The 15,956-nt window shown below is 69.0% G+C and carries 20 protein-coding genes and 1 tRNA gene; 10 read left to right on the top strand and 11 right to left on the bottom strand.

Annotated elements, in window-relative coordinates; all coding sequences use genetic code 11:
- Both ACZ6QQ_RS01515 and ACZ6QQ_RS01510 read left to right on the top strand, forming a co-directional pair.
- A partial coding sequence (locus ACZ6QQ_RS01515) for a hypothetical protein (RefSeq protein WP_465873390.1) occupies positions 1 to 182 on the top strand: 182 nt, incomplete at its 5' end.
- Positions 179 to 712 carry a SixA phosphatase family protein gene (locus tag ACZ6QQ_RS01510; RefSeq protein WP_465873388.1) on the top strand — a complete coding sequence of 178 codons (534 nt, stop codon included), beginning with the start codon at positions 179 to 181 and terminating at the stop codon, positions 710 to 712. The genes ACZ6QQ_RS01515 and ACZ6QQ_RS01510, both read left to right, overlap by 4 nt.
- A gap of 15 nt (positions 713 to 727) precedes the next feature.
- Here ACZ6QQ_RS01510 and ACZ6QQ_RS01505 read toward each other — a convergent pair whose 3' ends face one another.
- From ACZ6QQ_RS01505 to ACZ6QQ_RS01490, 4 genes are all read right to left on the bottom strand, one after another.
- Positions 728 to 997 (bottom strand): DUF6458 family protein, encoded by a 270-nt coding sequence (locus tag ACZ6QQ_RS01505; RefSeq protein WP_329105587.1) that lies wholly within the window; start codon positions 995 to 997, stop codon positions 728 to 730.
- A 167-nt stretch (positions 998 to 1,164) separates the two neighbouring features.
- Positions 1,165 to 3,018 (bottom strand): acyl-CoA dehydrogenase, encoded by a 1,854-nt coding sequence (locus ACZ6QQ_RS01500; protein WP_465873386.1) that lies wholly within the window; start codon positions 3,016 to 3,018, stop codon positions 1,165 to 1,167.
- 138 nt (positions 3,019 to 3,156) lie between these two features.
- Positions 3,157 to 4,284 carry a PP2C family protein-serine/threonine phosphatase gene (locus ACZ6QQ_RS01495; protein ID WP_465873385.1) on the bottom strand — a complete coding sequence of 376 codons (1,128 nt, stop codon included), beginning with the start codon at positions 4,282 to 4,284 and terminating at the stop codon, positions 3,157 to 3,159.
- A 147-nt stretch (positions 4,285 to 4,431) separates the two neighbouring features.
- On the bottom strand, positions 4,432 to 5,073 hold the full coding sequence (locus ACZ6QQ_RS01490) for a septal ring lytic transglycosylase RlpA family protein (protein ID WP_465873384.1): 642 nt from the start codon (positions 5,071 to 5,073) through the stop codon (positions 4,432 to 4,434).
- 169 nt (positions 5,074 to 5,242) lie between these two features.
- On the opposite strand from ACZ6QQ_RS01490, the gene ACZ6QQ_RS01485 reads away from it, so the two are divergent.
- Genes ACZ6QQ_RS01485 through ACZ6QQ_RS01475 form a run of 3 tightly spaced genes read left to right on the top strand, consistent with a single transcriptional unit; the run spans position 5,243 to position 6,924 of the window.
- Entirely contained in the window at positions 5,243 to 5,794 is a 552-nt protein-coding gene (locus ACZ6QQ_RS01485) for a phosphoribosyltransferase family protein (protein ID WP_465873382.1), read from the top strand.
- A gap of 57 nt (positions 5,795 to 5,851) precedes the next feature.
- Positions 5,852 to 6,613, top strand: coding sequence for a hypothetical protein (locus ACZ6QQ_RS01480; RefSeq protein WP_465873380.1), 762 nt, complete (start codon positions 5,852 to 5,854; stop codon positions 6,611 to 6,613).
- Entirely contained in the window at positions 6,559 to 6,924 is a 366-nt protein-coding gene (locus ACZ6QQ_RS01475) for a hypothetical protein (protein ID WP_465873378.1), read from the top strand. The genes ACZ6QQ_RS01480 and ACZ6QQ_RS01475 overlap by 55 nt, the downstream gene beginning before the upstream one ends.
- 12 nt (positions 6,925 to 6,936) lie before the next feature.
- Here ACZ6QQ_RS01475 and ACZ6QQ_RS01470 read toward each other — a convergent pair whose 3' ends face one another.
- A complete protein-coding gene (locus ACZ6QQ_RS01470) occupies positions 6,937 to 7,812 on the bottom strand; it encodes an LLM class flavin-dependent oxidoreductase (protein WP_465873377.1) in 876 nt (291 codons plus the stop codon).
- Positions 7,813 to 8,016: 204 nt separating this feature from the next.
- Here ACZ6QQ_RS01470 and ACZ6QQ_RS01465 point away from each other — a divergent pair, with 204 nt between their 5' ends.
- Both ACZ6QQ_RS01465 and ACZ6QQ_RS01460 read left to right on the top strand, forming a co-directional pair.
- Positions 8,017 to 8,724, top strand: a complete 708-nt coding sequence (locus ACZ6QQ_RS01465; protein ID WP_465873375.1) for a UTRA domain-containing protein — start codon at positions 8,017 to 8,019, stop codon at positions 8,722 to 8,724.
- Positions 8,712 to 9,464 (top strand): glycosyltransferase, encoded by a 753-nt coding sequence (locus ACZ6QQ_RS01460; protein ID WP_465873373.1) that lies wholly within the window; start codon positions 8,712 to 8,714, stop codon positions 9,462 to 9,464. The genes ACZ6QQ_RS01465 and ACZ6QQ_RS01460 overlap by 13 nt, the downstream gene beginning before the upstream one ends.
- A gap of 110 nt (positions 9,465 to 9,574) precedes the next feature.
- Here the strand turns inward: ACZ6QQ_RS01460 and trxA are convergent, their stop codons facing one another.
- The 3 genes from trxA to ACZ6QQ_RS01445 form a co-directional block, all read right to left on the bottom strand.
- Positions 9,575 to 9,922, bottom strand: a complete 348-nt coding sequence (trxA, locus tag ACZ6QQ_RS01455; protein ID WP_465873372.1) for a thioredoxin — start codon at positions 9,920 to 9,922, stop codon at positions 9,575 to 9,577.
- On the bottom strand, positions 9,892 to 10,284 hold the full coding sequence (locus tag ACZ6QQ_RS01450) for a MerR family transcriptional regulator (RefSeq protein WP_465873370.1): 393 nt from the start codon (positions 10,282 to 10,284) through the stop codon (positions 9,892 to 9,894). Before ACZ6QQ_RS01450 ends, trxA begins: the two co-directional genes overlap by 31 nt.
- A 152-nt stretch (positions 10,285 to 10,436) precedes the next feature.
- Complete coding sequence (locus ACZ6QQ_RS01445; RefSeq protein WP_465873369.1) at positions 10,437 to 11,003, bottom strand: hypothetical protein; 567 nt, start codon at positions 11,001 to 11,003, stop codon at positions 10,437 to 10,439.
- A 278-nt stretch (positions 11,004 to 11,281) separates the two neighbouring features.
- Here ACZ6QQ_RS01445 and ACZ6QQ_RS01440 point away from each other — a divergent pair, with 278 nt between their 5' ends.
- A complete protein-coding gene (locus ACZ6QQ_RS01440; RefSeq protein WP_465873368.1) occupies positions 11,282 to 11,764 on the top strand; it encodes a DUF4760 domain-containing protein in 483 nt (160 codons plus the stop codon).
- A gap of 312 nt (positions 11,765 to 12,076) precedes the next feature.
- On the opposite strand, the gene ACZ6QQ_RS01435 is transcribed toward ACZ6QQ_RS01440, so the two are convergent.
- Positions 12,077 to 12,150 (bottom strand) — tRNA-Gly (locus ACZ6QQ_RS01435).
- A gap of 211 nt (positions 12,151 to 12,361) precedes the next feature.
- On the opposite strand from ACZ6QQ_RS01435, the gene ACZ6QQ_RS01430 reads away from it, so the two are divergent.
- The gene (locus ACZ6QQ_RS01430; protein ID WP_465873367.1) at positions 12,362 to 13,339 is read left to right on the top strand and encodes a zinc metalloprotease; all 978 of its coding nucleotides are present in this window, start codon (positions 12,362 to 12,364) and stop codon (positions 13,337 to 13,339) included.
- Between the two features lie 114 nt (positions 13,340 to 13,453).
- Here the strand turns inward: ACZ6QQ_RS01430 and ACZ6QQ_RS01425 are convergent, their stop codons facing one another.
- Positions 13,454 to 14,098 carry a pyridoxamine 5'-phosphate oxidase family protein gene (locus ACZ6QQ_RS01425; protein WP_465873365.1) on the bottom strand — a complete coding sequence of 215 codons (645 nt, stop codon included), beginning with the start codon at positions 14,096 to 14,098 and terminating at the stop codon, positions 13,454 to 13,456.
- 115 nt (positions 14,099 to 14,213) lie between these two features.
- Between ACZ6QQ_RS01425 and dcd the strand changes: the two genes are divergently transcribed.
- Positions 14,214 to 14,792, top strand: coding sequence for a dCTP deaminase (gene dcd / locus ACZ6QQ_RS01420; RefSeq protein WP_326561965.1), 579 nt, complete (start codon positions 14,214 to 14,216; stop codon positions 14,790 to 14,792).
- Positions 14,793 to 14,911: 119 nt separating this feature from the next.
- Here the strand turns inward: dcd and ACZ6QQ_RS01415 are convergent, their stop codons facing one another.
- Positions 14,912 to 15,949, bottom strand: coding sequence for a C40 family peptidase (locus tag ACZ6QQ_RS01415; protein WP_465873364.1), 1,038 nt, complete (start codon positions 15,947 to 15,949; stop codon positions 14,912 to 14,914).
- Between the last annotated feature and the right edge of the window lie 7 nt (positions 15,950 to 15,956).

Raw genomic sequence — 15,956 nt, 5'->3', positions numbered from 1 at the left:
GGAGCGAGGAGACGTTGCCGACCGAGCGCGAAGCGAGGTCGCCCAACAAGCACGGCTATAAAGGTCATGACGACGACGAGCGGAGCGAGGAGACGTTGCCGACCGAGCGCGAAGCGAGGTCGCCCAACAAGCACGGCTATAAAGGTCATGACGACGACGAGCGGAGCGAGGAGACGTCATGACCAAGCGCGTCGTACTGCTGCGGCACGCCAAGGCGGAGCGCCCGGCCAGGATCGCGGATTTCGACCGTCCGCTCACCGCCCGGGGGTACGCGGACGCGGGCGCCGCCGGTGCCTGGCTGGCCCACGGCGGTCATCTGCCCTCGGTGGTGATCTGCTCACCGGCGAAACGGACCCGGCAGACCTGGCACGGGGTGGCGCTGGCGATGGCCGAGACCCCGGCCGCGAGGGCCGGGGTCGAGGCGGAGGCTGGCGGCGGTCCGGTGGTGAGTTACGAGCCCTCGGTGTACGAGGGTGACGCCAGGGAGTTACTGGACCTGATCCGGGCGGTCGACCCGGCGGCGGCGGTGGTGTTGCTGATCGGGCACAACCCGAGCATCTCCGGACTCTCCCGCCTGCTCGACCCGGTACGCGCCGATCCGGACGGACTACGCACCAGTGGCATCGCGGTGCACCGCCTGGCGGTGGACGAGTGGACGCGGCTCACGCCGAGCCGGGGGCCGATAGAGGCGGCGCACACCGCCCGGAGTTGACGGTCCGCGCAGCCGTCAGGAGGGCGGGGCCTGCGGCGGGGGCGGGTCCGGCGGCGGTGGCATCATCGCGGTCGGATGCGAGAGCCGGTTCTCCTCCACGATCAGGGTCCGCGCCTTCTTTTTACTGGTTTGCCAGTACCAGAGGGTTGTCAGCAGCACGGCCAGCCCGGCCAGCATGAACACCCAGCCGACCGCGCGCAGGTCGAGCCACCAGATGTTCGCCCTGATGGCGAACGTCAGGATGGCTCCCAGTCCGATGAGGAAAATACCGCTACCGACGCCCATGTCCGCTGCACTCCCCCGTGCGATGGCTTCTGGGCTAACCTGACAAATCCCAACAAAATGTTGGTCGCACCGCCTCAACGATAACGCGGCGACCGACGAGCAGTCTTGCTCGTCGGTCGCCGTACGCGTGGGGTGCTAGGCAGTCGGTGCTAGCGCTGCCATACCGGTCAGAACGCGTCCTCCGGCAGGTCCATCACGTCGAGGTTGGTGGACTCGATGATGCGCCGGTCGGCCCCGATGCGGGGCAGCACCTCGTGGGCGAAGAACCGGGCCGCCGCGACCTTGCCGGTGTAGAAGGACCGGTCCGCCGCCGACACCTCGCCGCCCAGCGCCCGCAGGGCCACCTCGGCCTGCCGCTGGAGGAGCCAGCCGACCACGAGGTCGCCGACGGCCAGCAGCAGTCGCCGGCTGTTCAGCCCGACCTTGTAGACCGCGCGCGGCTCGCCGGCCTGCGCCTCGCCCAGCCAGCCCGTCATCGTTGCCAGGATGGTCTGCAACTCGGTGAGGGCGCGGCCGAGGGCCACCCGCTCCTCCTTGAGCTGACCGTTGCCGCCCTCGGCGGTGATGAACTCCTGGATCTCGCCGGCCACCACCATCAGCGCGCCGCCGTTGTCCTTCACGATCTTCCGGAAGAAGAGGTCGAGGCTCTGGATCGCGGTGGTGCCCTCGTACAGGGTGTCGATCTTCGCGTCGCGGACGTACTGCTCCAGGGGGTAGTCCTGGAGGAAGCCCGAACCACCGAAGGTCTGCAACGACTCGTGGCCGAGCAGCTCGTACGCCCGCTCCGAACCGCAGCCCTTCACCAGCGGCAGCAGCAGGTCGTTGACCCGCTTGGCCTGCTTCACCCCCGCCTCGTCACCGGCCGCCTGGGCCAGTTTCACCCTGTCCTGCCAGCTCGCGGTGTAGCAGACCAGGGCGCGCAGCCCCTCCGCGTACGACTTCTGGAGCATCAGCGAACGGCGGACGTCCGGGTGGTGGGTGATCGTGACGCGGGGTGCGTTGCGGTCGGTGGCGAGCAGGTCGGCACCCTGCTTGCGGCTCTTCGCGTATTCGAGGGCGTTGAGGTAGCCGGTGGAGAGGGTGGCGATCGCCTTGGTGCCGACCATCATCCGGGCGTACTCGATGATCAGGAACATCTGCCGGATGCCGTCGTGCACGTCGCCCAGCAGCCAACCCTTGGCCGGTACGCCGTGCTCACCGAAGGTCAGCTCACAGGTGTTGGAGACCTTGATCCCCATCTTGTGCTCGACGTTGGTGGCGTAGACGCCGTTGCGCTCGCCGAGCTCGCCGGTTTCGGAGTCGAAGTGGAACTTCGGCACGATGAACAGCGACAGGCCCTTGGTGCCGGGACCGCCCACGCCCTCCACGCCGACCGGCCGGGCCAGGACGTAGTGGACGATGTTGTCGGTGAGGTCGTGCTCGCCGGAGGTGATGAAGCGCTTCACGCCCTCCAGGTGCCACGAGCCGTCGGGCTGCGGGATCGCCCTGGTCCGGCCGGCGCCCACGTCCGAGCCGGCGTCCGGCTCGGTGAGCACCATCGAGGAGCCCCACTGCTTGTCGGTGAAGAGCTTGGCCCAGCCGCGCTGCTGCTCGGTGCCCTCGACGTAGAGGGTGTGGGCGAACGACGGGCCGGAGGCGTACATCCAGATCGGGGCGTTCGCGCCGAGGATCAGCTCGGCCAGCGACCACCAGAGCGCCCGGGGAGCGTTGGTCCCGTCCAGCTCGGGCGGCAGGTCCAGCCGCCAGAACTCGGACTCCATCAGGGACGCGTACGACTTCTTGAAGGCGGCGGGCAGCGGCGCCGTGTGGGTCGCCGGGTCGAAGACCGGCGGGTTACGGTCACCGTCGACGTAGCTCGCCGCGAGGTCCTCGCGGGCCAGCCGGTCGACCTCGGCGATGATGCTGCGGGCCGTGTCGACGTCGAGATCGGCGTACGGCTCCTGGCCGAACGCCTGATCCGCTCCGAAGACCTCGAAGAGGTTGAACTCCAGGTCCCGGATGTTGCTCTTGTAGTGCGTCATGTGGGCGGGCCCCGCTTCCGAACAGGTGTTACCGGCCAGTAACTCGACTGTATTACTCACCGGTAGCCTGAACAAGGCAGTAACGGAAGTGACGGCGGACACACTACCGACAGGGAGTAGCAAAAGCGCAGCTCAGGGTCACCCGTCCGAGGCGCCGACTTCCCAACTGGGCACGGCAACGGTAGTGACGGGACGGGGTCCGGCGTACTCCATCAGCACCAGGGCGATGTCGTCGTCGAGGCGACCGTGCACCCACTCGACCAGTGCGGTCTCCAGCGAGGCGAGCCCGTCGGCGACCGTACCGTGACCGAGCAGTTGCCAGGCCCGGTCCTCGGTCGGGAAGAACTCGCCGTCGCGACGGGCCTCGCCGAGCCCGTCGGTGAACAGCAGCAACCGGTCACCCGGTTCGAGCCGCTCGACCCGCGGCCGGACCACCGGCATGAAACCCAACGGCGGGGCCGGCGACGGCGGCTCCAGCGGAATCACCTTCCCCCGGCGCAGCAGCAACGGCGCCGGGTGACCACAGTTGACGATCGTCAGGGTGCCGCCCCGCTCCTCGACCAGCGCGGCCGTGACGAAGTCCTCGTCACCGACGCTGCGGGCCACCGCCCGGTCCAGGTCCGCCACGATCGCCCGCAGGTCGGCCCGCTCGTACGCGACGTGGCGGTAGGAACCGAGCACGATGCTGGCGAGCCGGACGGCGTCGAGCCCCTTGCCGCGTACGTCACCGATCAGCATCCGTACGCCGTAGGGCGTGTCGATCACCTCGTACAGGTCGCCGCCGATCTCGGCGGCGGCGGTGGAGGAGATGTAGCGGGCGGCGACCGCAAGCGTTCCGACCTGCGGCCCGAGCGGGCGTAGCACCGCCTGCTGGGCGACCGCCGCGAGCTTGGACAACTCGGCGATCTGCTCGGCCTGCCGTTGCCGGACGACGGCCACCGCCGCCGCGACCCCGATGAAGGCCATCACGCCGCCCACGTTGACCACGTTGCCCAACTCGACGTTCTGGGCGCTCAGGGTGAAGGCGACGCCGATTCCGGTGGCAGCGGCACCCACACCGAGCACCACCCGCCAGGACGCGAACGCGGCGGCGAGGAACGGGGCGGCCACCAGGAGTCCGATATGGTCGGCCCGGCTGCCGTCGGCGACCTCGATCCCGGACACGAGCGCGAGCAGCACGAGGGCCGCGCCGAGGCCGGCGCGGGAACCAGAACTCAGCGGGCGGCGGCCCGGCGGCAAGAATTGCATGGGTACGCCGAACAGCATGCCTGATCGACGGGCACTGTTGAACGAAGTTGACCCCTCGTCTGAGTGGGTTCTGTCCACCCGGCCGGTGCCCGGCTGCGGCGTCACCGCTACGCACCGATCATGAAGCTGGTCGGGTGCCGGTCGACGTACCTGGTCAACGGCTTGTCACCCGAGAATTTCGTACCGGACCGTGATCGCGCCGAGGTCGGTGGAGGCGATCGCCGCAAAGGCGGCCCGGGAGAGATCGAGGCACCTGCCGCCGACGTACGGCCCACGGTCGTTGATCCGTACCACCACCGACTTGCCGTTGTCGGGGTTGATCACCCGTACCCGGGTGTCGAACGCGAGGGTGAGGTGCGCGGCGGTGAGCGAGTTCGGGTCGAAGCTCTCACCGTTCGCGGTCGTCTGCCCCGTGTCGTAGAAGGAGGCGCCGCAGGTGCCGGTGCCGACCACCGGCGTCGCCGCCGGCTTCGGCTTCCTGGTCGTCGCGCTCGGCTTCGGGGTGGCGGCCCGGGTGTTGCCGCGCGAGGCGCGCTGCGGGGTCCTGGTCGCGCGCGGCGTGGCCGACGTGGCGGACGGCGAGGGGGTCACCGGTGTCGCCGAGGTCGGCGAGGCGCTCGGCGACCCGCTGGGCGATCCGCTCGGTGCGACCTCGGTGGTTTCCGAGGCGGTGGACGCGGCCGGGCCGCTGGCCAGGTGGATTCCACCGACCGCGCCACCGACGGCGAGCGCCACGCCCAGCGCGGCACTGGCGGTGAGGCCGACCGGCGACTTGAATATCCGAACCAGGGGGTGCTTTTCCGTCACCGACCTGTCCTTCCCGCTGACGACAGAATGATGAAGATCGGAAGGTAGCGAGCGGGGCACTTCGGAAGTCAACGTGATCATATGCTTTTGCCAGTATTTGCTATGAAACGTGTAGCCGATCGGCCGACCTGCCCTGGGCCGGTCGTGCCCGTACCTCAGGATGGTTGAGATGGCCGCTGAGCTGAGCAAACGGCTCACCGAACTGTTCCGGTGGATCGATCCCGGACCGGACAGCAGCCACCTTGTCAGCGACATCTCCGGCTGGTGGCGCGATCAGGATATACTGGCCGAAATCGGGCCGGCGCTCGCCGGGCTGTTCCGCTCCGAGTCACCCACCGTCGTCCTCGCCCCCGAGGTGACCGGCCTGCTGCTCGGCCCCCTGGTGGCAACCGCGCTCGGGATCGGCTTCCTGCCCGCGTACAAGAACACCGGCGACCGGCGGATCGCCGAACCGACCACCTGGGCGACCACCCCACCCGACTACCGGGGCCGGCAACTCGCCCTCGGCGTACGCGACCGGCACCTGCGCCCGACCGACCGGGTGCTCGTGATCGACGACTGGGTGGCCAGCGGCGCCCAGGTCCGCGCCCTCTACCAGGTGATCTCCGCCCGTGGCGCCACCCCGGTCGGCACCGCCGCGATCGTCGCCGACTGCCCGCTCGAACTCGCCCGCGAACTGCGGATACGCAGCCTGCTCGACGGCCACGACCTGGCGCTCTGACACACCTCGACGCCGGGACTTGACCTGAAGTGCGGTTCACCTCCGAGGCTGGACCGCATGAACACGGACACACTCGACGAGGCGTACGCCCGACTGCACCGCACCGGACCCGAGTTCGAGGGATGGCTCAGCAACCACGGCCCGATGGCGGTCGAAGCCCTCGTCCGGCACGGCCACGAAACCGGCGTACACCGCTGGCTCGACTCCTATCTGGACCGGCTCGACGAACTGCCACGCGGCATCCGGCCGATCGACGACTGGCGAGAGGCGCTCGGCAAGCCGAACCGGGCCGGCGACTGGCTGGCCCACTTCGCCCGGACCATGGACGAGACGCCCTGGCGTACCGTGCTGGCGACCTGGTGGCCCCGCCTGCTGCCCGGCATCGCGGCCAGCGCCACCCACGGCGTCATCCGGGTCGGCCACGCCGTACGGGCACTGCGGGAGCGGACCACACCGGAACGGGTCACCGAACTCGGCCAGGCGCTCGCCTACTGGGCCGCGCGGTGGCAACCGGTGCCGGGCGCCGGCCCGCTGCACGGCACTAACCACTTCGGCCGCAACGGCCGCTGTCTCACGTGTACGCGCCGCTGCACGGCACCAGCGGGGTCGCCGACGCGCTCGACCGGCTACCCCGGATCCCGACGCAGGACGGGGGCATCCTGGACCGGTTCGCCCAACTGCCCGACGTACCCGGTTGGTCGGCATCGGTCACGGCGCCGCGCCCACCGGCCGACCCGACGCGGGCGGCGGACTTCCTCGCCGAGGTGGTGCACCGGGCCAGCCTGGACTTCCTGCGCTTCGGCCACGCCAACCCGGTGATGCTGGTGCACTCGGTCACCGCGCCGACCGCGGTGCTGCGTACCCTGCCCGAACTGGCACCGGCGCAGTGGCTGCCGAGCGTGACCGCGGCCTGGACCGCGACGGCCGCGATCACCGCCGTGTACGCCCCGACCGCACCGCTCGCGCCGCCCCCGATCACCATCGGCTCGGCGGCGGAGACCTTCGACCGGGCCAGCCGCAACGGCGACGAGCACGTCGTCAAGCTCGCCGACGCGGTGCTCGACGTCCACGCCGCCACCGGCGACAACAACACCCTGGCCGCAGCGGTCTACGCCGCCCAGCTCATCTGACTCTCCGACTGATCAGTGCAGGGCGGGCAACACCGTCGTGGCCACCTCCTCCAGCACCGCCTCGTCACCGGCGTACCAACTCGACTCGCGGGGCCAGTGGGTGATCACGTCGGTGAAGCCGAGGTCGGCGGCACGGGCCACCGCGTCGGCGAAGAAGGCAGCGCTGGAGAGCGAGAAGACCGGGGCGGCGTCCAGCGAGAGGTAACGGTCCAGGGTGGCCGGATCCCGGCCGGCGGCCTCCAGGGACCGGTCGAGCTGACCACTGAGCTCGGTCACCGTACGCCACCAGGCCGCCATGTCGTCACCACCGAGCCCGGTGGTCACCCAGCCCTGCCCGAAGCGCGCGACCAGCCTCATCGACCGTGGCCCGTTCGCCGCCACCACGAACGGCACCCGTGGCGTCTGCACGCAGCCCGGGTTGTTGCGGGCGTCGACCGAGGCGTACCAGTCACCCCGGAAGTCGACCCGGTCGGTCCGCAGGATCCGGTCGAGCAGGTCGGTGAACTCGGCGAACCGGTCCACCCGCTGCCGGGGCGGCAGCGTCTCGCCGCCGAGCACGGCGGAGTCGAAGCCGATCCCGCCGGAGCCCAGACCGAGCAGCACCCGGCCGCCGGAGATGTCGTCCAGAGCGGTCACCTCGCGGGCGAAGTGCACCGGGTGCCGAAAGTTGGGGGAGGCGACCAGGGTGCCGAGCCTGATCCGGCTGGTGACCGTCGCCGCCGCGGTGAGCGTCGGCACCGAGTCGAACCAGGGGCCGTCGACCAGGTCACGCCAGCCCAGATGGTCGTACGTCCAGGCGTGGTCGAACCCCCACGCCTCGGCCTGCCGCCACCGGTGCTGCGACTGCGACCACCGCTGGTCGGGAAGAATGACGATACCCACACGCATGATCGGAAGCCTACGACCTCGAAGCCTGCGACCTCGATGCCTACGACCTCGGTCCGGCGGGCAGGACGTTCACGTGACCGACTCCGTGGTCCACTGCCGATCGGACGGCAGATCAACCACCAGCAAGCCGCCCCAACCGGACGACACGGGGTGAAGCACCCGCATAGCGGGCGGGTCGGCGTCCCGGCAGGTACCGTCAGCCAGGTGATCGCCCGCAACCGTCACCCGCGCTACCCCCGCCCCGACCAGCTGCCGCGCGGCGGCGCACCGGACAGCCCGCCGGACGGCGACCTCCCGGACGCGTTCGACAACCGGGAGACGGGACCACCACGGGTACGGCGCAACAACACCGAGCGGTACCAGTGGGAAAAGGACCGGGTGCTGCTCGACGAGGCGGGGCGACGCCGGACCGGCGGCACCGAACACGACACCGGACTGCCCACCTCCGACCTGCGCTTCCACGCCGACTACGACCGCATCGACGCCGACGCCGACCTGGCCGCCGCCTTCGAACTCCCCAGCGGCACACCCCTGCTCCGGCGGATCTACTGGACCAGCTCCCGCCAGCGCGGCGCCGCCCTGTCGGTCTCCCACTCCTACCTGCCGTACGCCCTGGCCGAGGCAAACCCGGACCTGCTCGACGCCGACAACGAGCCCTGGCCCGGCGGCACCCAGCACCAGCTGCACACCGTCGGTGTCGAGCTGGACCGGATCGTCGACGAGGTACGCGCCCGGCCCCCGTCCCGGGACGAGGCCGATCTGCTCGACCTCGCCCCCGACGACCCGGTCCTGGCCGTACGCAAAACGTCGATCGACACCACCGGACGGGTGGTGGAGGTCGCCGACGTCGTCTTCCCCGGCGACCGCACCGAACTCGCGTACGCGACCACGTTGAAGCGGTGGCAGCGGTGAGCCGGCTCGTCTCGGTCATCACCCCGGTCCACTGGCCCAGCGTCGGCTACCTCGCCGGCGCGTACGACTCACTGTCCAAGCAGGAGTTGCCGGACGGCTGGGACTGGCAGTGGCTGGTCCAGGAGGACGGGCAGGACGGGCTGCTGATCGACCAACTGCCCGAACTGGACCCACGGATCAGCCCCGGCAGCGGACGGCCGGGCGGGCCGGGTGTCGCCCGTACCCTGGCCCTGTCCCGGGTCGAGGGCGAGTTGGTGAAGGTGCTGGACGCCGACGACCAGCTCACACCCGGCGCGCTCGCCCGCGACATCGCCGTCTTCACCGACCACCCGAGCGTCGGCTGGACCACCTCCCGGGTGCTCGACCTGCTCGTCGACGGGTCCACCCGGGACTGGGCCGACGACCCGCCGGAGGGCATGATCAACACCGGTGCCGTGCTCGCCTTCTGGCAGGCCAACGACTACAGCCTGCCGGTGCACCCGGCGACCCTGTGCATGCGGACCGAACTGCTGCTCGCCCTCGGCGGCTGGATGGCCCTGCCCGCCTCCGAGGACACCGGCCTGCTGCTCGCCGCGAACGCGATCAGCCCCGGCTGGTTCACCGCCGAACCCGGCCTGCTCTACCGGAAGTGGCCCGGTCAGATGACCAACCAGGCCACCCACCGCGAACCGGCCGAGCACACCGCCCGGATGCGGGTGGTCGAGGCCCGCGCCCACGCGATCCGCGCCCTGCTCACCTGAGCCGCGCGGGCGCCGGCCCCGACCACCGTCAACGGAACGCCCCGTCCACGTCGAGCCCGGACCCTACCGACGGAGGCCGGCCGACTCCACCGGTTACCTGTAGCCGCTGGTCACGGCTTGATGTGTACGGTCAGCGCCTCCCGCAGCTGGCTCTTCGGCCTGGCCCCGACGGTCGAGCCGACCAGTTCACCCTGCCGGAACACCAGCAGCGTCGGCAGCGACATGACCCGGTACGCGCGGGTGGTCGCCGGGTTCTCGTCGGTGTTGAGGGTCGCGACGGTCATCCGGTCGCCGAACTCCTCGGCCAGTTCCGCGAGGCTCTTCGAGATCGCTCTGCAGGGCGGGCACCACTCGGCCCAGAAGTCGACCACCACGGGCCGGTCGCTGGCCACCACCAACGCGGCGAACGTGTCGTCGGTGACGGTGACTACTGCGCCGGTTTCCTGTGCTTGAAGCATGTTTCCTCCCGTTGCGCGATGGCCTGGGTGAGCTGGGTGTGCAACTGCTGCCGCACCTCGCCGAGCTGACCGATGTACGCGTCGACCTCGGCGAGCTTGCGACGCAGCACCGCCACCGAATCCGGACACACGTGCCCGGACATGTTGCCGGCCCGCAGGCAGGCGACGAACGGACGAATGTCGTCGAGACCGAAGCCGACGGCGAGCAGCGCACGGATCTCGCGTACGACCCGCAGCTCCGCCTCGTCGTAGACGCGGTAACCGTTGGCGGACCGTCGTGCGCGTACCAGCCCGTGCGCCTCGTAGTAGCGAAGCGTCCGGGTGCTCGTACCGGCGTTCTCCGCCAGCTCGCCGATCAGCATGCTGACCTCCTGTTTCATGTCGTACCGGCAACGCTAAACCTTGCCGTCGGCGTCAAGGCAACAGGCGCACGGCAGGCTGGGGTACGGGCAGGCCGGGTTCGGGCAGTCCGGCCGACGACAAACCGGATTCTCCTCCCGCCTGCCATGAGGACCTAAGTTCCGCTCACCGCCGAGATGGCGCGCTCAGGACGTGCGACCGCCAACGCCGCGACGTCTCGCCGAGAAAATTTCCCGGGGACGTCCAGACCGGCCCGAGCCGCCGAGTGGAAGTTGTTCAACGAGTTGATCCACTTGTCCGCGAGGGCATGCCAGGCTTGATCGTCAATCTCCGCACTCCGCCGAGCGCTCTGCCCCAGCTGCCACGTGGCGTGATTCAGCTCGTGTGCCGCCTCGATGGTGGCGCCGTCGGCCAGCAGCGGTAGCGACTCGAAGGCTTCGGTCGAACGCATCTCGGCGTCCGCGAGTTCATGAAGCAACGCACCAATATCGGTTTGCAGCTTTCCCTTCAGACGACGCTCATGAGCCTGGTTTGCGCGAGTGCCAGCCAGCTTCACGGCCGAAATATAGGAGACGTAAGCATCGAGTCGCCGCTGATCCCATCTCACCCGCAGTTCCCTGGCGAATCGGTCCCGATCGGTCAACCTGCCAACAACGTACGTGCCCGTCGCCCCCAGGAGCACTGCGAGCATCGCCGCAAACGCAGTGACTGCTTGATCCATTGCCAATGCACCCCATCCATCTACGGCAGCCTTGGCAGGCAAGGTAGCAACAGCCGACAAACCGTCAACCGAAAAAGATCATTTACCTGCGCAAGTGGAACCAAAATCTGCTGACAGCTCCCAGACATGGATCGGGACGATGTCAGGGAGACCCGTCCACAGTGATCGGGTCAGCACCTACGGCCTACCAGCGCCAGACATGCAGGACCGCTCCTTGACTTGATGCCCGACCATGGATTCGTGTTCCGTAGGTGACGGAGCCGAGCGGAAGGTCTTCCATGATGGAGTTGCTGGCCGGAATAGTCGGCGCGTTGTTGGGTGGAGCCATAACTTATGTCGTGCAACGAATGGAATCGCACCGACAAAGGCGCACGAACATCACCCTCGATCTCTACATGTCATGGCAGACGAGCGAAATGGTGTCCGCACGACACATCGCCTGGACGCTACTCGACAGCAACCTCAACAGCGCCATTCCGGCAACCGCACAGGAACTGGTACTCAACCTACGACGAGAGGGAAAGGCAGACGAATGGTTGAGCCTCAGACGGGTTCTGTACTTCTTTGAGAGGTGCGCAGCCTTGGCCGACACGGGCGCGGTTGATCGGATGCTGATGCGGCGCCTGCTCGGCAATCAAATCGAATATTGGGTTGATCGCTACATCGAGCCGCTGTGGCAGATTTCCAGCGCTAACCGCGACCCGGCGGATCTGCACTGGTACAAAGGAGTACCCGAACTTCGTGCCCTCGTCCGCTCCTGAGGGTGCCTGCGCCAGCCGGTGTTGACGCCATCGAGCGTTGACGCCATCGAGCGCGCCGCCGAGAGGCCCGTCGCCACCGTTACCCAAGACGCAAGCTCGCCGGCATCGCGCCCCGGCCGTTGCAGGCCCCCTGATCCTGGTGGCCGCCTTCACCAGGCTGCGCTACGGCGAGCTCGCTGCACTGCGCCGCCGCGATTTCGACGCCGTGGGACCCCACCGGGATCCGGCACGTCACGGGCACGCCCGCCCAGGAAACCGAAAGCATAAGCGAAAGCCCTGGTTGGACTTGACGTCCAACCAGGGCTTCTGCCTTGGAGCGGGTGACGGGAATCGAACCCGCACTGTCAGCTTGGGAAGCTGATGTTCTGCCATTGAACTACACCCGCGAGCGGAGCCCACTGTACCTGGTCCGCCTCTGGCGCGCATCAACGTACCCGGTGGCGCGGTACGCGTCGTCCGGCCGGTGCGGCGAATCGATCGGGACCACGCCGATCCGCGTCGTTTGCGAAGACTATCCCGACCTGTAACGTCCGCCACACCTGTAACTTGCGGCGCGTGATTTTAGCGTCGCTCTCCGTGGGGCGAAGAGGTGAGGTCATGGGTTTGCAGCCCGTCCGGAAGGTGCATCGCTCGGCTGGCGTGGCGTCCGCTGCTCTCGTACTGCTGCTCGGGTCCACGGCGGTGGTCGCCACGCCGGCGGTCGCCGGCACGGCCGGGCCACCGGTGGCGCCGTGCGTCGAGCCGGTGGACGCGCACCCGTCCGCGAAGGCCAAGCCTGGTGCACCGGGCCGGCACGACCCCAACGAACTGAGCGCCGCCGAGGCGGCGCAACGCAATCGCGACCTGGACCGGGCGTACGCCGAGCGCGTCGGCGTCGCCCCGTTCAGTACGCATCCGACGAAGATCACCATTCCGGTGGTGGTGCACGTGATCAGCAAGGATCGGACGCGCGACGGTGGCAACATCCCGCGCGCGCTGATCGACGCCCAACTGAAGGTGTTGAACGAGGCGTTCACCGGCGGCAAGGGCAGCGCGTTGACGCCGTTCCGGTTCAAGCTCAAGAAGCTAAACCGCGTCGTCAACCCGGCCTGGTACCCGATCGTGGCCGACAGCCTGGCCGAGTCGCAGATGAAGAAGGCGCTGCGGGTCGGGGGCCCCGAGACGCTGAACCTCTACCTCGGCGCGCTCAGCGACCAACTGCTCGGCTGGGCGACGTTCCCGCAGAAGAAGCTGACCACGTACGACGGAGTGGTGGTGCTCTCCGAGTCACTGCCCGGCGGTACGGCGAAGCCGTACAACGAGGGCGACACGGGTACGCACGAGGTCGGCCACTGGTTGGACCTGTTCCACACGTTCCAGGGTGGGTGCACGGGCGAGGGCGACGCGGTGGCGGACACCCCGGCCGAGGCGGAACCGGCGTTCGGCTGCCCCACGGGCCGGGACTCGTGTGTCAGCAAGCCGGGGCTCGACCCGATCCACAACTTCATGGACTACACGGTCGACTCCTGCATGGACGAGTTCACCCTCGGCCAGGTGAGCCGGATGGTGAAGGCGTGGTTGGCCTATCGGGCCTGACGACGCACGCCTGACGACGAGTCGAACGACGAGGGCCGGCCCATTCCCGAGGAGCCGGCCCTCGTCGCGTCCAACGGGCTTACAGTGCCCGGTTCGAGCCCGCCGCACACCTCGTCACGAGGCCCGGACTGCGGGGTCGGGCGCCACCGCCGCCACCCTCGGCTCCCGGGCGAAGCGCTGGTCGACGGCGTTGGCGGTCGAGGCGCCGCGAAGTTCGGCGGGGTTGGGGTGCCGACGGGTCCGCCGAGCGCGGCGGCTGACCTGCGGTCGTGCGCCGGCCGCCGGGTCGAGCCAGACCTGTACGTCCGGCCGGTCGCCGCCCTGCCCGCCGTAGGCCAGCGGGATGGCATCGGCGCGCCCGTGTCGGGCCACCATGGCGGCCTCGATGGTGAACTCGAACAGCCGCCAGTCGACCTGCGGCTCGGCCCGCAGAGTGTCGGCCAGTCGGGCTATCTTCGCCGAGTCGGTCACCACCTCGGCCCGACCGGCGACGTACGCCTCGTCGTCGCTCTCCTCCGGCGGGAACGAGTGCAACGCGTAGCGGCCGTCACGTTCGAGGTCGCGCCGCTTGGGGGAGTCGACGACGAAGCAGAAGAGCCCTTCGTCGTTGATCACCGGCGACACCGGATGTACGCGCGGACCACCGTCGGCACGCACGGTCGCCAGGTAGCCGAGACCCGGCCCGTACTGCTGCAGGAGGTTGCGGATCGCCTCGGCGAGACGCGGGGCGTCGGCGGCGAATTCGGACCAGGATGCCATGGGGGGAGTCTATCGAACACATGTTCGAGAAGGGTAGTGCGACACGCGTGAGCCGCAGACCACTGCCGGTACGGGTACGCCGGAGTCGATCTCGTCGGCTCGCTAAGGTGTCGGGATGCTGCTCTCCGACCGTGACCTGGTCATCGAGATCAAGGCGGGCACCCTCGGGCTCGACCCGTTCGAGCCGGCACTGGTGCAACCGTCGAGCATCGACGTACGCCTGGACCGGCTCTTCCGGGTGTTCAACAACCATCTCTACACCCACATCGACCCGGCGAGCCAGCAGGACGACCTGACCTCGGTCGTGGACGTGCCGGACGGCGAGCCGTTCGTGCTGCACCCCGGTGAGTTCGTGCTCGCCTCGACGCTTGAGGTGATCTCGCTCGGCGACCAGCTCGCCGGTCGACTGGAGGGCAAGTCGAGCCTGGGCCGGCTGGGCCTGCTCACCCACTCCACCGCCGGTTTCATCGACCCGGGATTCTCCGGCCACGTCACGCTGGAACTGTCGAACGTGGCCAACCTGCCGATCACCCTCTGGCCCGGCATGAAGATCGGTCAGCTCTGCATCTTCCGGCTCTCGTCCCCCGCCGAGCACCCGTACGGCTCAGCCGTCTACGGCTCGCGCTACCAGGGCCAACGCGGCCCCACCCCGAGCCGCTCCTGGCAACACTGGCGCACCTGGCCCACCCGCTAACCCCTCCCTCTTCCTCCCCCTCCCACCCACCTCGCCCGCGATCTAGGGCAAATACGTGTACTTAGAGATCCACAAGCACGTATTTGCCCTAGATCGCGGAAGAGAGATGGGACAGCGGGTCAGCCGGGGCGGCCGAAGCTGTGGATGGTGCCTTCGTCGACGCGTTTCATCTTGATCGGTTCGCCGGCCTGGGAGGCGTGGACGACCCAGCCGTTGCCGACGTACATGCCGACGTGGTGCAGGTCGGCGTAGTAGAAGACGAGGTCGCCGGGGCGCAGGTCGGCGCGTTTGACGTACGCGGTCACCCGGCGCTGGGCGGCGGCGTTGTGCGGCAGGGTCACCCCGGCCTTGGCCCAGGCGGCGAGCATCAGCCCGGAGCAGTCGAAGTTGTTCGGGCCGGCGGCGCCCCAGACGTAGAGCTTGCCGATCTGGGCGCAGGCGTACTTGACCGCGACGCCGGCCGCGCCGCCCGGATACTCCGACGGGCAGGGGGCCGGGGCGAGCGGGCCGCCGCCACCGTTGCCGTACACCTTGATCCGCAGCTTCTGTAGCCGGTCAATCTCGGCGTCGATCTGCTTCTTCTTCGCGGCCAGGTCAGCCTCGGTCCTGGTGAGCTGGGCGACCAGGGTGTCCAGCGGGGCCTTCTGGGCCGTGTACTTCTCCTTGAGGTCGACCACCGCCTGCACGTCGTGCTGCTGGCGGCGGGCGAACTGGTCGAGGATGGTGAGCTGGTCGGCGAGCATCGTCGGCGAGTCCGTGGTCAGGATGGCGTTGATGGCGGAGGTGTTGTCCCCCTTGTACGCCCGTACGGCCATCTCGCTGACCTTGCCCATGGCCGCGTCGACCTGGACCTGAAGTGGTTGGATCTTCTTGGCCAGCGCGTCGGCCAGGGTCTTCTTGGCGGCCAGGTCCTGACGGGTGGCGTTGTGCTTCTCGATGATCGGTTCGAGCTGGTTCCAGGCCACGTCGATCTGCTTCTCGATCTCGGCCACCGAGGGTTCGGCGTGGGCCGGGGTGGCTCCGAGCAGGACGACGGCTACACCGACGATCGTGGCGAGCAGGCTGGTACGGACGTGCCAACGGGTACGCGACCGCAGGGTCCACGGGTCGACCGGAGTCGACCGTACGGACAGCGGCCGCGGGGCATGGCTAGCCACCGGGGTG

Source organism: Micromonospora sp. NPDC049529 (assembly GCF_055586685.1).
The sequence above is the reverse complement of the archived record's forward strand: the minus strand, read 5'-3'. Positions and strand labels throughout refer to the sequence as shown.